The sequence below is a fragment of the Terrabacter sp. 05T424 genome, from assembly GCF_056396225.1.
Window position 1 is genome coordinate 79,036 of record NZ_JBFTLB010000012.1, and the last position, 19,949, is coordinate 98,984.

22 protein-coding genes and 1 riboswitch are annotated in these 19,949 nt (G+C 73.3%); of the genes, 15 read left to right on the plus strand and 7 right to left on the minus strand.

The features are described 5' to 3' along the window. Nucleotides 1-62: 62 nt before the first annotated feature. Nucleotides 63-440 carry a DUF3253 domain-containing protein gene (locus tag AC1DE0_RS19880; protein WP_478104678.1) on the minus strand — a complete coding sequence of 126 codons (378 nt, stop codon included), beginning with the start codon at nucleotides 438-440 and terminating at the stop codon, nucleotides 63-65. Between the two features lie 153 nt (nucleotides 441-593). Further along, the gene (locus tag AC1DE0_RS19885) at nucleotides 594-1,103 is read right to left on the minus strand and encodes an aminoacyl-tRNA deacylase (RefSeq protein WP_478104680.1); all 510 of its coding nucleotides are present in this window, start codon (nucleotides 1,101-1,103) and stop codon (nucleotides 594-596) included. Between the two features lie 35 nt (nucleotides 1,104-1,138). On the opposite strand from AC1DE0_RS19885, the gene AC1DE0_RS19890 reads away from it, so the two are divergent. Genes AC1DE0_RS19890 through hutI form a run of 3 tightly spaced genes read left to right on the plus strand, consistent with a single transcriptional unit; the run spans nucleotide 1,139 to nucleotide 4,946 of the window. Continuing rightward, nucleotides 1,139-2,413 (plus strand): allantoate amidohydrolase, encoded by a 1,275-nt coding sequence (locus AC1DE0_RS19890; RefSeq protein WP_478104682.1) that lies wholly within the window; start codon nucleotides 1,139-1,141, stop codon nucleotides 2,411-2,413. Beyond that, nucleotides 2,410-3,744 (plus strand): formimidoylglutamate deiminase, encoded by a 1,335-nt coding sequence (locus AC1DE0_RS19895; RefSeq protein WP_478104686.1) that lies wholly within the window; start codon nucleotides 2,410-2,412, stop codon nucleotides 3,742-3,744. Before AC1DE0_RS19890 ends, AC1DE0_RS19895 begins: the two co-directional genes overlap by 4 nt. Beyond that, nucleotides 3,741-4,946 carry an imidazolonepropionase gene (hutI, locus tag AC1DE0_RS19900; protein ID WP_478104691.1) on the plus strand — a complete coding sequence of 402 codons (1,206 nt, stop codon included), beginning with the start codon at nucleotides 3,741-3,743 and terminating at the stop codon, nucleotides 4,944-4,946. The genes AC1DE0_RS19895 and hutI overlap by 4 nt, the downstream gene beginning before the upstream one ends. Here hutI and AC1DE0_RS19905 read toward each other — a convergent pair. After that, entirely contained in the window at nucleotides 4,943-5,167 is a 225-nt protein-coding gene (locus tag AC1DE0_RS19905) for a DUF1918 domain-containing protein (RefSeq protein ID WP_478104693.1), read from the minus strand. The genes hutI and AC1DE0_RS19905 overlap by 4 nt on opposite strands. 75 nt (nucleotides 5,168-5,242) lie before the next feature. Further along, a complete protein-coding gene (locus tag AC1DE0_RS19910; protein WP_478104695.1) occupies nucleotides 5,243-6,718 on the minus strand; it encodes an MBL fold metallo-hydrolase RNA specificity domain-containing protein in 1,476 nt (491 codons plus the stop codon). Between the two features lie 162 nt (nucleotides 6,719-6,880). Here AC1DE0_RS19910 and AC1DE0_RS19915 point away from each other — a divergent pair, with 162 nt between their 5' ends. Continuing rightward, nucleotides 6,881-8,062, plus strand: coding sequence for a sensor histidine kinase (locus AC1DE0_RS19915; protein WP_478104700.1), 1,182 nt, complete (start codon nucleotides 6,881-6,883; stop codon nucleotides 8,060-8,062). A 20-nt stretch (nucleotides 8,063-8,082) separates the two neighbouring features. Beyond that, complete coding sequence (locus AC1DE0_RS19920) at nucleotides 8,083-8,736, plus strand: response regulator transcription factor (RefSeq protein ID WP_478104806.1); 654 nt, start codon at nucleotides 8,083-8,085, stop codon at nucleotides 8,734-8,736. 18 nt (nucleotides 8,737-8,754) lie between these two features. Here AC1DE0_RS19920 and AC1DE0_RS19925 read toward each other — a convergent pair whose 3' ends face one another. Further along, entirely contained in the window at nucleotides 8,755-9,222 is a 468-nt protein-coding gene (locus AC1DE0_RS19925; RefSeq protein ID WP_478104704.1) for a DUF4235 domain-containing protein, read from the minus strand. 62 nt (nucleotides 9,223-9,284) lie between these two features. Further along, nucleotides 9,285-9,401, plus strand: a riboswitch (TPP riboswitch). A gap of 86 nt (nucleotides 9,402-9,487) precedes the next feature. Between AC1DE0_RS19925 and AC1DE0_RS19930 the strand changes: the two genes are divergently transcribed. The 7 genes from AC1DE0_RS19930 (at nucleotide 9,488) to AC1DE0_RS19960 (ending at nucleotide 17,190) form a co-directional block, all read left to right on the plus strand. Continuing rightward, nucleotides 9,488-10,102 carry an ECF transporter S component gene (locus tag AC1DE0_RS19930; protein WP_478104707.1) on the plus strand — a complete coding sequence of 205 codons (615 nt, stop codon included), beginning with the start codon at nucleotides 9,488-9,490 and terminating at the stop codon, nucleotides 10,100-10,102. A 37-nt stretch (nucleotides 10,103-10,139) separates the two neighbouring features. Continuing rightward, nucleotides 10,140-12,470, plus strand: a complete 2,331-nt coding sequence (locus tag AC1DE0_RS19935; RefSeq protein WP_478104711.1) for an ATP-binding cassette domain-containing protein — start codon at nucleotides 10,140-10,142, stop codon at nucleotides 12,468-12,470. A 59-nt stretch (nucleotides 12,471-12,529) separates the two neighbouring features. Beyond that, a complete protein-coding gene (locus tag AC1DE0_RS19940; protein ID WP_478104716.1) occupies nucleotides 12,530-13,057 on the plus strand; it encodes a hypothetical protein in 528 nt (175 codons plus the stop codon). Between the two features lies 1 nt (nucleotide 13,058). After that, nucleotides 13,059-13,655: a histidine phosphatase family protein gene (locus tag AC1DE0_RS19945; protein WP_478104718.1), complete on the plus strand. Its 597-nt coding sequence runs from the start codon at nucleotides 13,059-13,061 to the stop codon at nucleotides 13,653-13,655. After that, nucleotides 13,648-15,225 (plus strand): polyprenol phosphomannose-dependent alpha 1,6 mannosyltransferase MptB, encoded by a 1,578-nt coding sequence (mptB, locus tag AC1DE0_RS19950; protein ID WP_478104720.1) that lies wholly within the window; start codon nucleotides 13,648-13,650, stop codon nucleotides 15,223-15,225. The genes AC1DE0_RS19945 and mptB overlap by 8 nt, the downstream gene beginning before the upstream one ends. Before the next feature lie 84 nt (nucleotides 15,226-15,309). After that, on the plus strand, nucleotides 15,310-15,846 hold the full coding sequence (locus tag AC1DE0_RS19955; protein WP_478104723.1) for a hypothetical protein: 537 nt from the start codon (nucleotides 15,310-15,312) through the stop codon (nucleotides 15,844-15,846). 129 nt (nucleotides 15,847-15,975) lie between these two features. Next, nucleotides 15,976-17,190, plus strand: coding sequence for a pyridoxal phosphate-dependent aminotransferase (locus AC1DE0_RS19960; RefSeq protein WP_478104727.1), 1,215 nt, complete (start codon nucleotides 15,976-15,978; stop codon nucleotides 17,188-17,190). A gap of 39 nt (nucleotides 17,191-17,229) precedes the next feature. Here AC1DE0_RS19960 and AC1DE0_RS19965 read toward each other — a convergent pair whose 3' ends face one another. After that, nucleotides 17,230-17,511, minus strand: coding sequence for a hypothetical protein (locus AC1DE0_RS19965; protein WP_478104731.1), 282 nt, complete (start codon nucleotides 17,509-17,511; stop codon nucleotides 17,230-17,232). Nucleotides 17,512-17,535: 24 nt separating this feature from the next. Here AC1DE0_RS19965 and AC1DE0_RS19970 point away from each other — a divergent pair, with 24 nt between their 5' ends. From AC1DE0_RS19970 to AC1DE0_RS19980, 3 genes are all read left to right on the plus strand, one after another. After that, complete coding sequence (locus AC1DE0_RS19970; RefSeq protein ID WP_478104735.1) at nucleotides 17,536-17,976, plus strand: hypothetical protein; 441 nt, start codon at nucleotides 17,536-17,538, stop codon at nucleotides 17,974-17,976. Nucleotides 17,977-18,029: 53 nt separating this feature from the next. Next, on the plus strand, nucleotides 18,030-19,040 hold the full coding sequence (locus AC1DE0_RS19975) for an LLM class flavin-dependent oxidoreductase (RefSeq protein ID WP_478104739.1): 1,011 nt from the start codon (nucleotides 18,030-18,032) through the stop codon (nucleotides 19,038-19,040). A 73-nt stretch (nucleotides 19,041-19,113) separates the two neighbouring features. Then, on the plus strand, nucleotides 19,114-19,533 hold the full coding sequence (locus AC1DE0_RS19980; protein WP_478104741.1) for an OsmC family protein: 420 nt from the start codon (nucleotides 19,114-19,116) through the stop codon (nucleotides 19,531-19,533). A 78-nt stretch (nucleotides 19,534-19,611) separates the two neighbouring features. On the opposite strand, the gene AC1DE0_RS19985 is transcribed toward AC1DE0_RS19980, so the two are convergent. Next, entirely contained in the window at nucleotides 19,612-19,845 is a 234-nt protein-coding gene (locus AC1DE0_RS19985) for a hypothetical protein (protein WP_478104744.1), read from the minus strand. Nucleotides 19,846-19,949 lie beyond the last annotated feature (104 nt).

Consider the following 19,949-nt stretch of genomic DNA (forward strand, 5'->3'; position numbering starts at 1 on the left):
GTCACCCGTGACCGCGGAATACATCGACCCGCGGAGGGCCGGAGCGGTCAGCGCGGGTGGCGTCAGCGCGGGCGGCGCACCGTGATCGGGCCCTTGGCGTGGTCCGGGTCGATGACCCGGCCGCCCTGGACGATCTGGGCGCGCCCGGTGGAGGCGAGCCGCCGGGCTGCGTTGCGGGCAGGCTCGACGAGCTCCTCCCACTCGGCGCCGCCCACGGCCCTGGCCGCCTCGGCGGGGTCGACCGACCCCGAGGCCGCGTGGGCCCTGACGAGGGCGGTCAGCCGGTCCTCCAGCTCGATGTCGACCGGCGTCAGGCCGCGCTTGCGGCAGTTGTCGGAGCACCAGCGCACGGTCGCCCAGTCACGCTCCCAGGCCTTGCGCCAGGTGATGGTGCGGCCACAGCGGGCGCACGGCTTGGTGGGCAGCGGGGTGCGGGGCATGGTGACCAGTGTCCGCCATCGTGACCTCTCGACCTGCCACCGGTGGCACTCGTGACCTCTCGACAGGTCGGGACCCGCAAGAATTGGCCTCTCGACGGTGCAGGACCCGCGAGAAGTGGCCTCTCGACGGTCGAGGGGGTGGGGTGCTCGTGCTCAGGGGGTCTTGCGCGTCTCCTCGTCGGAGATGTCGGCGACGGTTGCGTCGAAGACGCGGATGACGTCGTCGCCGTTGACCGTGAGCCCGACGCCGTGCCCTCCGCCGCCGAGCGAGACGGTGCGGCCGACGAGGTGGCTGTCGGCGATGACGGGCAGCGCGGTCGCCGAGCCGAAGGGTGTGATCGTGCCGCGCTCGTAGCCGGTCACGGCCTTCGCGGCCTCGGCGTCGGGCATCGAGATGCGGTTCGTGCCGAGCAGCGCCCGCACCTTGGCCCACGAGAACGTGCGGTCGCCGGGCACGAGCACGAAGACGTGGTCGTCCTCGGCCCGCCGCACGACGAGCGTCTTGATGAGGTCGCGCGGCTCGATGCCCCGGGCAGCCGCCGCCTCCTCGAGGCTCGACACGCGGCCGTGGCGGGTCACGGTGTGCTCGATGCCCGCCGCTCGCGCCGCCTCGACGGCCGGTGTCGAGACCTGGTCGGCAGTGGGATCGCGGTCGGCATCCATGGAGTGAGCCTAGTGACGAGGAAGGGTGGTCGACCATGACGACGAGGCCGACGACGAGCACGACGAGCTTCGACCGGATGTGGGCCGAGCTGGCGCCGCTGGGACGTGACGGCGGCACGGGCGGCTACCGCCGGTACGCGTGGACCCGCACCGACCACGACCTGCGCGAGTGGTTCGCGGGGGAGTGCGCCGCCCGCGGGCTCGACGTCGTCGAGGACCGCGCCGGCAACCAGTGGGCGTGGTGGGGCGACCCCGACTCGACCCCCGGTGTCGTCATCGGCTCGCACCTCGACTCGGTTCCCGACGGGGGCGCCTTCGACGGGCCGCTCGGTGTGGTCAGCGCCCTCGCGACCGTCGACGCGCTCCGCGAGGCCGGAGTCGTGCCCGACGTGCCGCTCGGCCTCGTCAACTTCGTCGACGAGGAGGGCGCCCGCTTCGGCATCGCCTGCGCCGGCTCGCGCATCATCACCGGCGCCCTCGACGCCGACCGGGCCCGTGGGCTGGCCGACGCCGACGGCGTCACCATGGCCGAGGCCTGGCAGCGGGCCGGCCGCGACCCCGGCAGCCTCGGCCGCGACGACGAGACCGTCCGCCGCATCGGCACCTTCGTCGAGCTGCACGTCGAGCAGGGCAAGGCCCTCGCCCTGGCCCCCGACGGCTCGGAGGACCTCGACGACCCGGCCCGCGCCGTCGCCCTCGGCACCGACATCTGGCCGCACGGACGGTGGCGCATCGACCTGCCCGGCGAGGCCAACCACGCCGGCACCACCCGCATCGAGGATCGCCACGACGCGATGATCGGCCTCGCCGGCGTCGTGCAGGCAGCCCGGGCGTCAGCCGTGTCGCTGGGCTGCGTCGCCACCGTCGGCAAGGTCGTCGTCGAGCCCGGCGGCGTCAACGCGATCCCGAGCCACGTGACGGCCTGGCTCGACGCCCGCGGCCGGGACGAGGACGCCGTGCGCGCCACCGTCGAGGCCGTCACCGCCGAGGCGGGCAGCCACGGCGCGACCACCACCCTCGAGTCGTGGACCCCCACCACGACCTTCGACGCGGGTCTCGTCGACCGGCTGCACGGCGTACTCCCCGACGCGCCGCTGCTCGGCACGGGCGCCGGGCACGATGCAGGCGTCCTCGCCACTCACGGGGTGGCGAGCGCGATGCTCTTCGTGCGCAACCCCACAGGAATCTCACACTCCCCCGCCGAGTCGGCGGAGGCCACGGACTGTCACCATGGGGTCACGGCGCTCACCGCCGTCGTGACCGAGCTGTGCTCCCGGAAGGACCTCGACCCCATGGGTAGTGCCCGATGACCGCGTTCTGGTGTGAGAGCGCGTGGCTGACAGGCGGATTCGCGCGGCGTGTGCGGCTGGTGACGCAGGACGGTCTCCTCAAGGACGTCCTCGTCGACGCCGACCCGCAGCCCGACGACGTGCGCCTGGCCGGTGTGACGCTGCCGGGCATGGCCAACGCCCACAGCCATGCCTTCCATCGCGCGCTCCGCGGTCGCGTCAATGGCGGCGGCGGCAACTTCTGGAGCTGGCGCGAGCAGATGTATGCCGCCGCGGAGCAGCTCAACCCCGACACGTACTTTGCGCTCGCGCGGGCCGTGTTCGCCGAGATGGTGCAGGCTGGCATCACCGTCGTGGGCGAGTTCCACTACGTGCACCACCGCCCGGGTGGGCACCCGTACGGCGACCCGAACGCGATGGGTCTCGCCGTGCGGCAGGCGGCCGACGAGGCCGGCATCCGGCTCACCCTCCTCGACAGCTGCTACCTCGAGGGCGGCCTCAACGGCGGCGGCCACGTGGAGCTGCACCCCGGACAGCGCCGGTTCAGCGACGGCACCGTCGAGGCCTGGGCCGCCCGCATGTCGGAGCGTCGCCCAGAGACCGACCGGGTGCGGCTCGGCGCCGCCATCCACTCCGTCCGCGCCGTGCGCCGCGAGGACCTGCCGAAGGTCGTCGAGGCCGCCGGCGACCTGCCCCTGCACGTGCACCTCTCCGAGCAGCACGGCGAGAACCTCGCCTGCCAGATGTTCTACGGCGCCAGCCCCACGCAGCTGCTCGACGAGGCGGGCGCCCTGGGCGCCCACTCGACCGCGGTGCACGCCACGCACCTCGAGGACCGCGACATCGGCCTGCTCGGTGGCACCGGAACCGGCGCCTGCTTCTGCCCGACGACCGAGCGCGACCTCGCCGACGGCATCGGCCCCGCGCGGGCTCTGCACGACGCCGGCAGCCCGCTCTCGCTCGGCTCTGACCAGCACGTCATCATCGACCCGTTCGAGGAGCTGCGCGGCCTCGAGATGCACGAGCGGCTCGTCACCAACGAGCGCGACCGCTTCTCGGCCAACGACCTGCTCCTCGCGGCTTCGTTCAACGGCTACCGGTCCCTCGGCTGGTCCGACGGCGGACACCTGAGCAAGGGCGCGCTCGCCGACTTCGTCACGGTGCGCACCGACACGGTCAACACGGCAGGGGCCGCGCACGACCAGATCATCTACGCGTGCGTCGCCTCCGACGTGTCGACCGTCGTCGTGGGCGGCGACATCGTCGTCTCCGACGGGCGGCACCGGATGGGCGACGTCGGCCGCATGCTCGTCGGCGCCATCGACCGCGTCGCCGGAGGGGTCCCCGCGTGAGCCTGCTCCTCACGGGCATCGCGGAGCTGACGACGAACGACCCGGCCCGCGGTGACGGTCGCGCCGACCCCGCTGACCCCGGCGACGCCCTGCTCGGCATCATCCGCCATGCCGCGCTCGTCGTCTCCGCCGACGGAGTCATCGAGTGGGTCGGCCCGGCGTCCGAGGCGCCCGACGCCGACGAGCGCCGCGACCTCGGGGGGCGTGCCGTCATCCCCGGCTTCGTCGACTCGCACACGCACCTCGTCTTCGCCGGTGACCGCTCGGCCGAGTTCGCCGCCCGCATGACCGGCACGCCCTACGACGGCGGGGGCATCGCCGTCTCGGTGGCGGCGACCCGCGCCGCGAGCGACGACGAGCTGCGCGCCCTCGTGGTGGCGCGCGTCGCCGAGATGCGCGCCCAGGGGACCACCACGGTGGAGATCAAGAGCGGCTACGGCCTGACCCTCCAGGACGAGCTGCGCTCGTTGCGCATCGCCCGCGAGGTCACCCCGCACACGACCTTCCTCGGCGCCCACGTCGTGCCACGCGAGTACGCGACGGACCGGGCGGCCTACGTCGACCTCGTCACCGGCCCGATGCTCGACGCGGTCACCGCCGACGGGCCCACCAGCCTCGCCGAGAGCATCGACGTCTTCTGCGAGCCGCACTCGGCCCACGCGTTCGACGGCGACGAGGCCCGCACGATCCTCGAGGCGGGCCGGGCTGCCGGTCTCGCGCTGCGCGTGCACGGCAACCAGCTCGGCCACGGGCCCGGGGTGCAGCTCGCCTGCGAGCTCGGCGCGCGCAGCGTCGACCACTGCACCTACCTCGACGACGACGACATCGAGGCGCTCGCAGCCGCGCGCGGCACGACCGTGGCCACCCTGCTGCCGGGCGTCGAGTTCTCGACGCGTTCGCCCTACCCCGACGCGAGGCGCCTGCTCGACGCGGGCGTCGACATCGCGCTGGCCTCGGACTGCAACCCGGGCACGTGCTACTCGTCGTCGATCCCGTTCGCCATCGCCCTCGCCGTGCGCGAGATGGGGATGACACCGGCCGAGGCGCTGCACGCGGCCACAGCCGTGTCAGCTCGCTCGCTCGGCCTCGACCGCCGGGTCGCGGTGGGGCAGCCGGCCGAGCTCGCCGTCATCGAGGCGCCGAGCCACCTGCACCTCGCCTACCGAGCCGGGGTGCCGATCGTGCGGGCGCTCGGGCTCTAGCTCGTCGCGTCGTCAGCCGGCTGCTTGACGTTCTCGGCGTGCTCGCAGCGGAGCACCGAGCCCGGGCCGGGATGGATGATCCCGGTGTGGCCGTCAGACCACTCGACGACGTACGGCGGGCCGCCGCCCTCGCCCTTGACCTCGCGGATCGTGCCCTCGCGGGTGTTCTGGCCGACGTGCTCCGCGGCCATCGTGATGCGGTCACCGACCTGTGCCTCCATGGCACACCTCCTCAGGGCTCCAGTCCAAGCAGACCACGTCGCGGCCCCCGCGGAAAGACCTTCAGCGAAAGGCCTTCACGGTAAAGCCCTCTGCGGCAAGGAATCCGCAGGCGCTCTCGATGCGTCGAGCAGCACCCGCTCGCCGTAGCGGGGCACCGACACGGCGCAGTCGAACCGCTCGCGTATGCCGTCAGCCAGCGCCCGCGCCGACGCCGGCTCTCCGTGGACGACGTGGACGGACTCCGGTGCGTGCGGCATCTCGCCCAACCAGGCGAGCAGCTCGTCGGCGTCGGCGTGCACCGAGAAGTCGTCGAGGGTCACGACCTCGGCGCGGACCGGCGCGTAGCGCCCGGCGATCTTGACCTCACGGGCGCCGTCCTGCAGGTCGCGGCCGCGCGTGCCGATCGCCTGGTAGCCGGTGAGCAGCACCGTGTTGCGGGCCTGGGGGAGCAGGTAGCGCAGGTGGTGCACCACGCGACCGCCGCTCGCCATCCCCGACGCCGAGACGATGATGCTCGGGGTGCCGGGGTTGTTGAGGCGCATCGACTCCTCGGCGGTGTGGGCGGTGCGCAGCCCCGACAGGCGCCGCAGCCGGGCCAGCGCCTCGGGCCGCATCTCGCTCTGGTGGGCGGGGTCGCGGTAGATGTCGAGGGCGGCGAGGGCCATCGGGCTGTCCACCCACACCGGCACGTCCGGCACGGCGTCGCTCTCGACGAGGTCGGCGAGGGCGAGCAGCACGATCTCGGTGCGGTCGACCGCGAAGGCCGGGATGACGACGCTGCCGCCCCGGCGGATGGTGCGCCGGATCGCCTCGGCCATCACCCTGTGGCCCGGGTCGACCTCCGGGTGGCGGCGGTCGCCGTAGGTCGACTCGACGACGACGGTGTGCGCGGCGGGCGGCCGGGCGCGGGGGAACAGCACCGGGTGGTCGTCGCGGCCGAGGTCGCCGCTGAACAGGACGCTCGCGTCCCCGGTCTCCACCAGCACGCTCGACGAGCCGAGGATGTGCCCGGCACGCACAAAGGTCACGGTCGCGCCCGCGGCCCCCACCGAGCCGCCCTCGCCGACCGGCGCCAGGGCCGCCACCGCGCGCTCGGCATCGGCAACGGTGTAGAGCGGCAGGGGAGGGTCGTGCTTCGACCAGCCGCCGCGGCGGGCTCCCTCGGCCTCCTCCTCCTGGAGGTGGGCGCTGTCCCGCAGGATCACTCCGGCCAGGGCAGCCGTCCCGGCCGTCGTGTGCACCGGGCCGGCGAACCCTCCGCGCACGAGGGCCGGCAGGTAGCCGCAGTGGTCGAGGTGCGCGTGGGTCAGCGCGACGGCGTCCACGGTCGCCGGGTCGACGGGTGGGGCCTCCCAGTTGAGGGCGCGCCAGCGACGCTCGCCCTGGTAGAGGCCGCAGTCGACCATCAGCCGCCCTTTCCCGCCCTCGACGAGGAACTTGCTGCCGGTGACGGTTCCTGCGGCGCCGAGGAAGGTCAGGGCCGGTGCGTGACCGCGTCGTCCGTCGCTCCCTGCCACGTGCTGCCGCCCCGGCCCCTGGTGAAGTCCCATGACCCCTCCTGACCTCCGCTGCCCCCGCCTCGGGGACACCTCCATCGTCCTCCCGGCCGCTCGTCGGGGCCTCGGTCTCGGGCCTGTCGCGACGTGATGATCCAGACCCGTGTGCGACCACGGTCTGACGACCGCACCGCCCCGCCCTCGTAGGCTCTGGGCGTGACCGAGGGCAACGTCTACGACTGGCTGCAGCGCCGGCCGATGCTCCTCGACGTGCCGCTCGCGCTCGTCCTCGCGCTGCTGGGACTCGTGGTGCTCGGCGAGGGCCACGGAATCGGCTGGGCCGTGATCGGCGTCGCGAACCTCGCGCTGGTGTGGCGGCGCAGCCACCCGGCCCTCGCCTTCGCGGTCGTCAGCGTCGCGCTCGCCGTGCGCGTCATCCCGACGAGCAACCTCCTGCCCGGCGACCTCGCGTTCCTCGTCGCGCTCTACTCGCTGGCCGCCTACGACCCGCGCCGGGGCGTGCGCTTCGCTGGCCTGGGGGTCGCCGCGCTCGGCTCGGCCATCGCCGGCCTGCGCTTCAACGCGGCCGGCGGGCGGGCCCCGGGGGCGGGCGAGTTCGTCTTCACCTTCATGGCCTGCGCCGCCGCATCACTTGCCGCGTGGGCGCTCGGCGACCTCAAGCGCGCCAGGCTCCAGCGCCTCTCCGACCTCCAGGACCGGGCCGAGCGCATCGAGCGTGAGCGCGAGCAGGAGCTGCGCCTCGCCGCCAAGGACGAGCGCGCCGCCATCGCCCGCGAGATGCACGACGTCGTCGCGCACGCCCTGTCGGTCATCGTGGTGCAGGCCGACGGCGCCGCGTATGCCGCCGAGCGCAGTCCCGAGGGCGCGCTCGCCCGATCGGTGGGTGCCCTCGAGACCATCGGCTCGACGGCCCGGGACGCCCTCACCGAGACCCGCCGCCTCGTCGGCGTGCTGCGCGACCCGGAGTCGGGTGCCGAGCTCGCACCGACCGGTGGCCTCGACCAGCTGGACGACCTCGTGTCCCGCGTGCGGGCGGCCGGCGTGCCGGTCACGCTGACGGTGCAGGGCGCCGACCTCGACCGTTCCGTGGGTCTCGACCTCGCGGCCTACCGCGTCGTCCAGGAGGCCCTGACCAACGTCATCAAGCACGCCGGACCGGGCGCGAGCGCGGTCGTCGACGTGCACCAGGCGCCCGACCGGCTGCGCATCTGCGTCACCGACGACGGGCGCGGGCCGGTCGACGACGACGGCCGGGGCCACGGACTGCCCGGCATGCGCGAGCGGGTCGCGGTGCACGGCGGCACGCTGACGGCCGGTCCGGGCCCGAACGGTGGGTTCGAGGTGCTCGCCACGATGCCGACCAAGGAGGCGCCGTGACGGGCGACAGGACGAGGGTGATGCTCGTCGACGACCAGGCGCTCGTGCGGGCCGGGTTCCGCATGGTGCTCGACGCCGAACCCGACATCGACGTCGTCGCCGAGTGCGCCGACGGGCAGGCCGCGCTCGACGCGCTGCCGGGCCGGGACGTCGACGTCGTGCTGATGGACATCCGGATGCCGAGGCTCGACGGCATCGAGGCGACGCGCCGCATCGTGGCCCGCGGCGAGGTGCCGAAGGTGCTCGTGCTGACCACCTTCGACCTCGACGAGTACGTCTACGCAGCCCTGCGTGCGGGCGCGGCCGGGTTCCTGCTCAAGGACGCCGGACCCGCCGAGCTGCTCGCCGCGATCCGGGCCGTCCACACCGGTGACGCCGTGGTCGCGCCCGGCCCGACTCGGCGCCTGCTCGACCGGTTCCTGCCCGTGCTCGCGACCCCCGCCCTGTCGACGGGCACCGAGCGTCTCGACGTGCTCACCGCCCGTGAGCGCGAGGTGCTCGAGGCGGTCGGACGGGGCCTCAACAACACCGAGATCGCCGTGGCCTTCTTCGTCGCCGAGGCCACGGTCAAGACGCACATCGGGCGCATCCTGGCCAAGCTGGGACTGCGCGACCGCGTGCAGATGGTCGTGCTCGCATACGAGACGGGGCTCGTTCGCGTCGGTGACGGCTAGGGGCCGCCGGCGACCCGGCTAGCGCTTGCCGGTGGCCTTGTCGATGGCCTTCTGGGTCGCCTTCTCGGCCTTGGCTTTCGCCTTGTCGAGCTTCTTGGCAGCCTTCTTGTCGGTGGGCTTCACCTGGTCGTCCTCGAGCGCCTTGGGCAGGTGGCCGGTCGACCGCCGGTAGTAGGTCGCGGCCCCGCGCTCGGCGGCGACGCGGGCGGCCGAGACCGCCATCGACGAGATCGCCGTGAAGAGGATGACGTCGCGGGTGCGCTCGCGCTCGTAGTCACCCTTGACCGGCACGTTGCGGCCGGTGGCGAGCTTCCAGCCCTTCTGGGCGGCGTCGGTGGCGAGCTTCGTCGCGACGAGCGTCGTGCCGACGCTGAGGATCTTCCAGACCGGCCCGCCCATCGGGGTGCGCGGAGCGGCGGCCGCCTTGGCCTTCTCCTTCGAGCGGGAGAGCTGCTTGGCGGCCTTCGTCGAGTCCTTGGAGCCCATGGCGTGACTGTACCCATGGCGGCCGGAGTAGAGTCACCCCCACAACTGAACAGCACCACCACCCATCACGACAGGGGAGCGCGAGACGCGCTGAGAGTGCGGCAGCCCAGACGGCCGAGCCGCAGACCCTCGAACCTGCTCCGGTTAGCACCGGCGAAGGAAGTCGGTATTTCTCAGGTCACCTTGACGGCCCACGCCATGCGGCGTGCCCGTCGCGGTGTCCTCCCCCAGGTATCCACCGCTACTGGAACCCGGGAGGCCCATCATGTCCAGCACCATCACCGCCAGTGGTCCGCTGACCCGCTGGCGCACCATCGACCTGCTCACCTGCGCCTTCCTCGGTGTCGCCTTCGGCGTCGCCTACTGGGCGTGGGGACTGGTCTACGCAGCACCGTCGGCCGCCGTGTCGGCCGGCTTCCCACCCCTGGCCGCGCTCTTCAGCTGGCCGTGGCTCGTCGCCGGCATCGTCGGCATGCTCATCATCCGGCGCCCCGGCGCGGCAGTCTTCACCGAGCTGCTCGCGGCCGTGGTCTCGGCGCTCATCGGCACCCAGTGGGGCCTGACGACGCTCGTCTCAGGCCTCGTCCAGGGGCTCGGCGTCGAGCTCGGCTTCGCCGCCTTCGGGTATGCCGTCTACCGCTGGGCGCCGCTGCTGCTCGGTGGCTTCCTCGGCGGCGCGTTCGAGGCGGTCTACGAGTGGTACTCCTACTGGACCGACTGGGCCTGGGACTACAAGATCGCCTACCTGCTCCTGCTCGGCGGCTGCGTCGCCGTGCTGGGGTCGCTGCTCTCGGTCGCCCTGACCCGAGGGTTGGCCACGGTGGGTGCGCTCAACCCGTTCCCACCCGGCCAGGAGGTCCGCGAGCAGCGTGCCGTCTGACCATCCGCCACCCCACCCGTTTGAGGTAAACCCGCCGATGAAACCACGCGCCGAATACCTCAAAGCGGGGGCGTATGCCGTGTGCTCCGGCGCGGAGGTGCGCGTCTCGGACCTGACGTGGCGACCCTACGGCCGGTCGCGTCCGGTGCTCGACCGCCTCGAGCTCACGATCGCGCCCGGCGAGCGAGTGCTGCTCGCCGGGCCGAGCGGCTCGGGCAAGTCCACGCTGCTGCGGGCGATGGCCGGGCTGCTGCTCAYGGCGGACTCGGGGGAGCTCGAGGGCCAGGTGACCGTGGGCGGCGTCGCGCCGCAGGCGGTTCCCGGCTCGGTGGGCCTCGTGCTCCAGGACCCCGGGGCCGGCGTCGTCGCCTCGACGATCGGGAGGGACGTGGCCTTCGGGCTCGAGAACGTGCAGGTCCCGGCCGCCGAGATGCCGCGCCGCGTGCGCGCCGTCCTCGATGAGGTCGGCCTCACCATGGCCGCCGACAGCTCACCTGCCACCCTCAGCGGGGGCGAGTCCCAGCGGCTCGCCCTCGCTGGGGCGCTCGTCATGGAGCCGTCGGTGCTGCTCCTCGACGAGCCGACGGCGATGCTCGACGCCGACACGGCAGCAGGCGTGCGCGCGGTCGTCGCCGACGTCGTGGACCAACGGGCCCTCACCCTCGTCGTCGTCGAGCACCGGCTCGACGGGTGGCTCGACCACGTCGACCGCCTCGTGGTGATCAGTGCCGCGGGCTCGGTCGTGGCCGATGGAGAGCCCCATGGGGTTCTGGCTGAGCACGGCGAATCGCTTGCTGCGCAGGGCATCTGGGTGCCGGGAGTGCCTGACCCTGAACCGCTCGACATCGCCCTGGGGCCTGCGCCCGGCGCGGCTGCCGGAAGGGTGGGCGACGGTCGCGTCGTCGCGGCCGCCACCGGCGTACGCGTGGAGCACCGCACCCGACGCCTGGGCGAGCCGTCGCGCGACACCCTCGCCGTCGACGGCGCCGACCTCGACGCGCGCGCGGGCCGCACCGTTGCGCTCGTCGGTCCGAGCGGTGCCGGCAAGTCCTCTCTCATGACGGCGCTGGGCGGCCTCGTGGCCCCGTCGGCCGGCACGGTCGAGCTGGCGCTGCCGCTCACCCCCGCCGAGGCGGGTGACCGTGGCAGCGCCCGCGACCGGCTCGCCCCGCCGCACGAGTGGGCCTCCACCGACCTGGCCCGCGTCGTCGCCTGGGTGCCCCAGCGCGCCGCGACGAGCCTCGTCGGGCGCACCGTCCGCGACGACGTGCTGACGACGCCCTCGGCCCTGGGGCACGACCCCGAGGTCGCCGGGCGGCGCGCCGACGCACTCCTCTCGTCCCTGGGGCTGGCCCACCTCGCCGCGGTCGACCCCCGACAGCTCTCCGGCGGCGAGCAGCGCCGACTCGCGATGGCCTCCGCCGTCGCCCACGGCCCGGCGCTCGTGCTCGCCGACGAGCCGACCGTCGGCCAGGACCGGCTCACCTGGGCCGCCGTCACCGGCGTGCTTGCTGCCGCGCGCGACGAGGGGGCGGCCGTCGTCGTCACCACCCACGACCCGGCTGTCGTCGACGACGCCGACCGGGTCGTCCGGCTCGAGCCGCCGCCCCAGCCCGCACCTGACCGCGAGCCAGAACGGCGCACGCTGCTGGCCCGGGTGGGGCCGCTCGCCCTGCTCGCGGCGGCGCTGTGCGTGCTGCCGCTGCCGGCGCTGCTCGACAGCTGGCGCCAGGGCCTGCTCGTGCTGGGCGTCGAGATCCTCCTCGGCCTCGTCGGGCTGCTCGCCCCCGGCCGTGGCCGGGCGCCGCAGGGGAGGCTCCGGGGCGTCCTGCGCCGACTGGCCCCGGCCACCCTCGCGGTTCTCGGGGTGGCCTGGTCGGCCTGGCTGCTCGGCGGCCACGACCTCGAGGTCGCCGCCGGGGCCGCCCTCCGCGTGCTCTGCCTGCTCGTGCCGTCGGCCGTCGTCGTCGGGTTCCTCGAGCCCGAGCAGCTCGGCGACCACCTGGCCCAGCGGCTGAGGCTGCCGGCCCGGCCGGTCGTCGCGGCGACGGCTGCATTGCAGCGCGTGCAGGCTTTCGACACGCTCTGGACCGAGCTCATGACGACCCGTCGGGTGCGCGGCACCCGCGCCGACCGCGGTCCGGCGGCCCGGGCCCGCGAGGCCGTCGTCGTGACAGGCGGCCTGCTCGTCGGGGCTCTCGGGCAGGCTTCGGCGCTGGCACTCGCCATGGACGCCCGCGGCTTCGCCGGCGCGACCCGCCGCACGTGGGCGGGGCCCGCCCCGTGGCGGCTGCCCGACACGCTCGCCCTCGCAGCCGGCCTGCTCGTGGTCGCCGCCGCCGTCGCGGCCCGGCTGGCGCTGACCTGAGGTCCGCCGGGGCACAATGGGCGGCGCACACCCAGCGACAGGAAGGGGCCTCCGTGCCCATGCCAGGCCGACCCCGTCGGGCGCACGCCGTCACCCGTGTCCCCCGCGCCCGCGCCCGCGCGCTCGCGGCCCCGGCGCTCGCGCTCGGGCTGGCCCTGACATCGCTGGCCGGTTGCGGGCAGACGACGCCCACACCGTCCGACGACTCGGTGGCGCCGACCGTCAGCGTTCCGGTCCAGCCGACGATCACGGCCGAGACACCGACCGACGACGCCGCCGACCCGTCCGTGGAGCCGACCGACGGCGGCCTCTTCGACGCCTCCTCGAGCCTCGCCGGGGCCTCCTGCGCACCCGCCGGCGACTCGTGGAGCTTCACCGGCACCCTGACCAACTCCGACACCGAGCAGCACACGTTCACCGTGGCCGCCTTCATCGTCAAGTACTCCGACGGTTCCCAGGTCGCCATCAAGGAGCTCGACGTCAAGCTCGCCGCGGGGGCGAGCACGCCCGTCGCGATCCGCGGCTTCTGGACCGGGCCCAAGGCCGGGGTCGAGTGCCTGAGCGGCGTCACGGTCAAGGGACTCTGACGTGCGCCTCTTCCTCGTGCGGCACGGCCAGACCCACGCCAACGTCGCCCGGCAGCTCGACACCGCCGTGCCCGGCCTCGACCTCACCGAGCAGGGCCGCGAGCAGGCTCGGGCGCTCGCCGACCGGCTCGGCGACGAGGACCTCGGCGCGATCTACACCTCCGACCTCGTGCGCACCCAGCAGACGGCGGCGCCCCTCGCCGAGCTGCTCGGTCTCGAGATGGTGGTGCTCCCGGGGCTGCGCGAGATCCAGGCCGGCGACTGGGAGATGACGACCGACTGGCAGCCCTACATCGACGCCGTCGTGCGGTGGCGTGAGGACCCCGACCACACCATCCCCGGCGGTGACAGCGGGGCCGGCTTCATGCAGCGCTACGACGAGGCCATCGCCCAGATCGCCTCCGACGGCCACGAGTCCGCGGTGGCCGTCAGCCACGGCGCGGCCATGCGGGTGTGGTGCAGCGCGTCGCTCGGACTGCCTGCCGACTTCTTCGACGAGCGCCGCCTCGACAACACGCACGTCGTCACCATGGAGGGCGACCCCGCCACCGGCTGGGGCCTCCTCGCCTGGGGTGACGAGCCGGTCACCCATGGCTGAGCCCGCGTCCGCGTCGCGGCCGGCGCCGGCACGGGCGCCCCGGGCCGGCCGCGGCATCAGCCCCGCCGGCTGGCGGTGGGTCGGCTGCGCCGGCGGTGTCGTGCTGGCGGCCGCTTCGTGGGGCTCCGGCGCGCTGCCCCGGCCCAACACCGGCATCCTCTGGCCGGGCGTCGCCTGGTCGACGCCGAAGGGCGGATCGCCGCTGCTCGCGTCGGTGTCGGTGCTCGCCCTGGCCGCCCTCGTGCTCGCCTGGTGGCGGCTCCGGTCGGCGCCCGTCACGGTGCGATGGTGGTGGGTCACGGTGGCGCTGTGGTTCGCGCCACTTGTCCTCGCCATGCCGCTCTACAGCCGAGACCTCTACTCGTATGCCGCCCAAGGGCTGCTGTGGGACCAGGGCCTGAACCCCTACGACCACGCCGTGCGCGAGCTGGACTCGCCGTGGCGCGGCTCCACCGCACCGACATGGCTCGACAGCCCGACCCCCTACGGGCCCGTGTGGCTGCTGCTCGCCCGGGCGGTCGCGTCGGTGTCGGGCGAGCTGTGGGTCGCGCTGCTGCTCCTGCGCCTGCTCGCGGTCGCCGGTGTGGCAGTGCTCGCCTGGGCCGTCCCCGACGTCGCCCGTCGCCTGGGCTGGTCGCCGGTCCGCGCGGTGTGGCTGGGAGTGGCCACACCGCTCGTCGGAGCCCACTTCGTCGGCGGTGCGCACAACGACGCGCTCATGGTCGCAGCCGTGCTCGGCGGCCTGGCGCTCGCCCTGAGGGGCCGGTTCGTCCTGGCCTGCGTCGTCATCGCGCTGGGCGCCATGGTCAAGGTGACCGCCGTCGTCGCGCTGCCGTTCCTGGCCATCCTCTGGGCCCACCACGTCGCGACGGCACGCCCAACCGAACCGCGCGAGACGGCATACGGCTGGGGTCGGGTCATCCGTGCGGGAGTGCTGACGCTGCTGTGCGCGGGAGTGCCGATGGTGCTCGGTGGCATCGTCACCGGACTCGGGTTCGCCTGGCTCAACCCCACGTCGACTCCGGGCAAGAACGAGCAGTGGACCTCGTTGCCCACCTCGGTCGGCATCGCGGTCGGCGCGGTCGGTCACCTGCTCGGCCACGACGAGTGGCGCGACACCGGCATCGCCGTCGCGCGGGCCGTCGCACTCGTCGTGCTCGCGCTGCTCCTCGTCGTCATCTGGCTCGCCGCCCTCAAGCTCGCCGCGGGCGCGGACCCCGAGCGCCGGATACGGGCCGTGCGCGGCCTCGCCTGGGCCATGCTCGCCGTCGTCGTGCTGGCCCCGGTCTTCCTCGGCTGGTACTACCTCTGGATGCTGCCCGTCTTCGCCGTCTCACTCGGTCACCTCTGGGCCGAGCGGCTCGAGGTGCCCCTGGCCGCGGTGGCGACCGTCGTCTGCGTCGCCACCCTCCCCGAGGGCTACAGCCTCGGCCTCACGACGACGGTCGTCGGGGTTCCCTTCGCACTCATCGTCGGCGTCCTGCTCGTCCGCCGTGGGCTGCGCACCGCGCGCCGGGCCGACTGGCGCCACCTGCTCGACCTCGACCGTCCGCTGCTGCCGCGCCCGTGAGCGACTGCCGGCCGTGAGTCACGGAACGGCGACAGGTTGCCCGCGACGCTTCCGGCCCGCCACGGTGTGTCCCACACTGTCCCGGTGAGCGACTTCGGCTTCGCCGACGAGGCCCGGCCCGCCCGCCCGAGAGCCGTGCGGACGAGCCCTGACGGTGGTCCGCCACCCCCACGGTCCCGTCGCAGGCCCAGCCTGTTCGCGGTCGCCTTCGTCGTCGTCCTCGTCGCACTGCTCGCCTTCATCGGCTGGGCCTGGTCGGGCCGACTGCACAGCGACGACGTCGCAGCCTGGACCGCGATGGAGAAGGAGGTCGAGGAGCTCGACCACAACCTGACCCCGTTGGGGCACAGCGAGATCGCGCCGTGCCGTGAGTCCACCGAGGGTCGCGTCACCCGCACCTACCCGCCGTCGACGGGGCCCCAGGCGGCCGAGCTCGTCGGCTTCCTGACGCAGAAGGGGTGGACGCAGACAGCGGCGACACCACCGACGTACGCGCGGCTCACCCGCACGCTCGTCGGGCACGAGATCACCATCGACGTCGCCGCCACGAGCGGCGCCTCACTCGTCGACTCGGTGACGGCCACCAGCCCCGCCTCGGCCTTCGGCTGCCTGCTGCGCTGACAGCACCGAGGGGCGCTGACCGGGCCGGCGGCCCCCGGCGGGCGTGGTGAGACCGACGTCACCGAAGCGGCGGGCCACATGCTGGGAATTGCGCGGTCGGCGGCATACGGGAGTGCGACGCTTGGCCTCATGCGCAAGGTGACCCAGAGCAAGAAGCTGCAGAACGTCTGCTACGAGATCCGGGGTCCCGTGCTCGCCGAGGCCAAGCGGCTCGAGGAGGAGGGCCACCGCATCCTCAAGCTCAACATCGGCAACCCCGCCCCGTTCGGCTTCGAGGCTCCCGAGGACATCCTCGTCGACGTGATCCAGGAGCTGCCGACCGCCCAGGGCTACAGCGACAGCAAGGGCATCCTCTCGGCCCGGCGAGCCGTCAAGCAGCACTACGAGGTGCGCGAGTTCCCGCCCCTCAACGTCGAGGACATCTACCTCGGCAACGGCGTCAGCGAGCTCATCGTCATGGCCATGCAGGGCCTGCTCGACAACGGCGACGAGGTGCTCATCCCCGCGCCCGACTACCCGCTCTGGACGGCGGCCGCCAGCCTCGCCGGTGGCACTCCCGTGCACTACGTCTGCGACGAGCAGGCCGACTGGGCGCCCGACATCGACGACATCCGCAGCAAGGTCACCGACCGCACGAGAGCCATCGTCGTGATCAACCCGAACAACCCCACCGGGGCCGTCTACCCGCGCGAGGTGCTCGAGGCCATCGCGCAGGTCGCCCGCGAGCACGAGCTGATCGTCATGGCAGACGAGATCTACGACAAGATCCTCTACGACGGCGCCACGCACACCTCCATGGCGGCCCTCGCTCCCGACCTGTTGTGCCTGACCTTCAACGGCCTGTCGAAGGCCTACCGCGTCGCCGGCTTCCGCTCCGGCTGGCTCGCGATCACCGGCCCCAAGGAGCACGCGCGCAACTACCTCGAGGGCCTCGACATCCTCGCGAACATGCGGCTGTGCGCCAACGTGCCGGCGCAGCACGCGATCCAGGTCGCGCTCGGCGGCTACCAGTCGATCAACGAGCTGATCCTCCCGGGAGGCCGGCTGCTCGAGCAGCGCAACATCGCCTGGGAGATGCTCAACCAGATCCCCGGCGTCTCGGTGACCAAGCCGCAGGGCGCGCTCTACCTCTTCCCGCGGCTCGACCCCAGGGTCCACGACATCCGCGATGACGAACGGTTCGCCCTCGACCTGCTGCGCGACCAGAAGATGCTCGTCGTGCAGGGCACCGGGTTCAACTGGGCGACGCCCGACCACTTCCGGCTCGTCTTCCTGCCGCGCGTGGAGGACCTCGGGGAGGCCGTCGGCCGCCTCGAGAAGTTCCTGTCGACGTACTCGCAGTAGTCGTCGGTGTCGTCGGTGTCGTCGGCGGTGGTGCGGGGCTCAGCGGGAGGTGGCCCACCACTTGAGCAGCAGGCCGAGCACGACGGCCCAGACGGCGGTGAACGCCAGGGCGAGGGCGGCTGCGAGGATCGCCGGCCGACGTCCGTGCGGCTCGCGCCGGGCGAGGCTCAGGCCCGCGAGCGCCAGTCCCAGCAGCTGCGGCACGAAGACGAAGCCGAAGACCGCTCCCGACAGCGAGACGAGCACCGCGCCTCGGGCCAGCGGCGCCTGCGCCGCGAGCTGCGTCGACGCGGCGTCGCGGGGACGATCGGTGTCGCTCACGCGTTCAGCCTAACGATGGATCCCTTGCCCAGCGCCGATGCTCCACGCCCGTATGCGGTGAGGTCGCGTCGCGCGCGCGTGCTCGCTGCCCTGGTGGCCCTGCTCGCGGGCGCGACGCTGTCGGCCTGTGGCGGGTCCGACCCGACCATTGCCGACGTCCCGTCCGACATTGCCAGCGCCCGGCCCTCGATCTCGGCGGAGGAGGCGCAGTTCGTCATCGACGCCCGCAAGCTCGGCGCCGCGGTGACCGGCACGAGCGTCGCCGACGACATCGAGACCGGCACCACGACCTGCTGGGCGCTGCGCAACGGCGGCGTCCAGCTGCGCCAGATCGCCGTCGACGACGCCTCGAAGCCGCTCGACAACACCGGCGACGCGCTGCGCACGAAGCAGCTCATGGCCGCGGGCGTGCAGGCCTTCTGCCCCGACTACGACGACCAGGTCCCTCAGCTCGGTCTGCCCTGAGCCCAGGGAACCGGCCCGGGAACACCCTGCCCGCCGCGTCGGTTGGCACCCACGTGAGTCCTGCCAGAGCCCAGCTGAACATCCTCGACCTCGTCCCCGTCATCGACGGTGGCACCGCGACCGATGCGATCGCCTCGACCGTCGACATCGCCCGCCACGCGGAGAAGTGGGGCTACCAGCGCTACTGGATGGCCGAGCACCACAACATGCGGGGCGTCGCGTCGAGCTCGACAGCGGTGCTCATCGGGCACGTCGCCGACCACACCGAGACGATCCGGGTGGGCGCCGGCGGCATCATGCTGCCCAACCACGCGCCGTACGTCGTCGCCGAGCAGTTCGGCACGCTCGCGACGATCCACCCGGGTCGCATCGACCTCGGCCTCGGTCGCGCCCCGGGCACCGACCCCTTCACGACGCGTGCCCTTCGCCGCAACGAGGCCGCCGCGATGAACTTCGCGGGCGAGGTCGAGGAGCTCATCGGCTACCTCGGCGACCCCGATCCCGACGCCAAGGTGCGCGCGATCCCGGGTGAGGGCACCCGCGTGCCGATCTGGATCCTGGGGTCGAGCCACGGCGGGGCGCAGGTCGCAGCAGCCCTCGGCCTGCCCTACTCGTTCGCCTCGCACTTCGCTCCGGCCGCGCTCATGAGCGCGCTCGAGGTCTACCGGTCGCGCTTCACGCCCTCGACCGAGCCCGGCGGCCTCGACGCCCCCCGCTCGATGGCCGGCGTCAACGTCATGGTCGCCGACACGACCGAGGAGGCCGAACGCCTCTTCACCAGCGTGCTCCAGCGCTTCCACGGCATCGTCACGGGCAGGCGTACGGCCCTGCCGGAGCCGTCGGGCGACATCGCCGGCCTCATGGCGCAGTGGTCGCCGGCCGAGCGCCAGGCCGTCTCCGACATGACGCGGGTCTCGCTCGTGGGCACGCCCGACGAGGTACGCGACGGGCTGGCCGGGTTCGTCGAGGCCACGGGCGTCGACGAGGTCATCGTCACGTGCGGCGCCCACGACCACGAGGATCGCCTGCGCTCCTACGAGCTGCTCGCCGACGCCTGGCTGTGACCCCCGGCTGCGCGACGGCCTGCCGCGCGACCTCACCCGACCCACCCCGCGCCCTTCTGGAAGGCTGCACCCCATGAGCTCCGACGACCTGCGCCAGATCACCCTGACCCGCGACAGCCAGGGCCGCTACACGGCTCGCAACCGCCGGGGCGGCTCCATCACGACCAGCTCCGGCACCGACGAGCTCTCGCCGGTCGAGCTGCTCCTCGCCGGCATCGCGGCGTGCACCGCCGTCGACGTCGACACCGTCACGAGCCGCCGCGCCGAGCCCGACGACTTCGAGGTGGTCGTCACGGCCGACAAGGTCAAGGACGAGCACGGCAACCACCTGCAGGACATCAACGTCAGCTTCCGCGTCCGCTTCCCCGACGGCGAAGGCGGAAACGTCGCCCGTGAGATGCTGCCGAAGCTCGTCAAGCGCTCGCACGACGAGTGGTGCACCGTGAGCCGCACCATCGAGCTCGGCACGCAGATCACAGCCACCGTCGACTGAGCAGGGTCGCGCGCGACGCCGGACGTCGTCGCGTCTTCCCTGTGTGACGCGACGACATGGTGCGGCACGTCGTGCAGGTCAGAAGGCGGACGGGCCCACGTTGACCAGCAGGCTGATCTCGTTGTGAATGGCGTGCTTCTGGGGCGTCGTCGTGGCGCGGTACTCCTGCTGAAGCGACCGGAGGACGGGGCCGACCGTGCTCACGTGGGTCGAGGTCCAAGGGGGATCCGGGGCGGGGACCGCGTGGGCGGCGGCGGGAACTGCGAGTGCTCCGAGGACGACCAGGGTGGTCGCCACGATGCGAGTGTTCATGGTGCTCCTCGTGGATGTGTGCACCGGCGCGATGCCGACACATCCACGATCTGCTCGCGGCCAGGGAGGGCACATCGGGAGGACTACCAGTTCTCGCGGTGGGA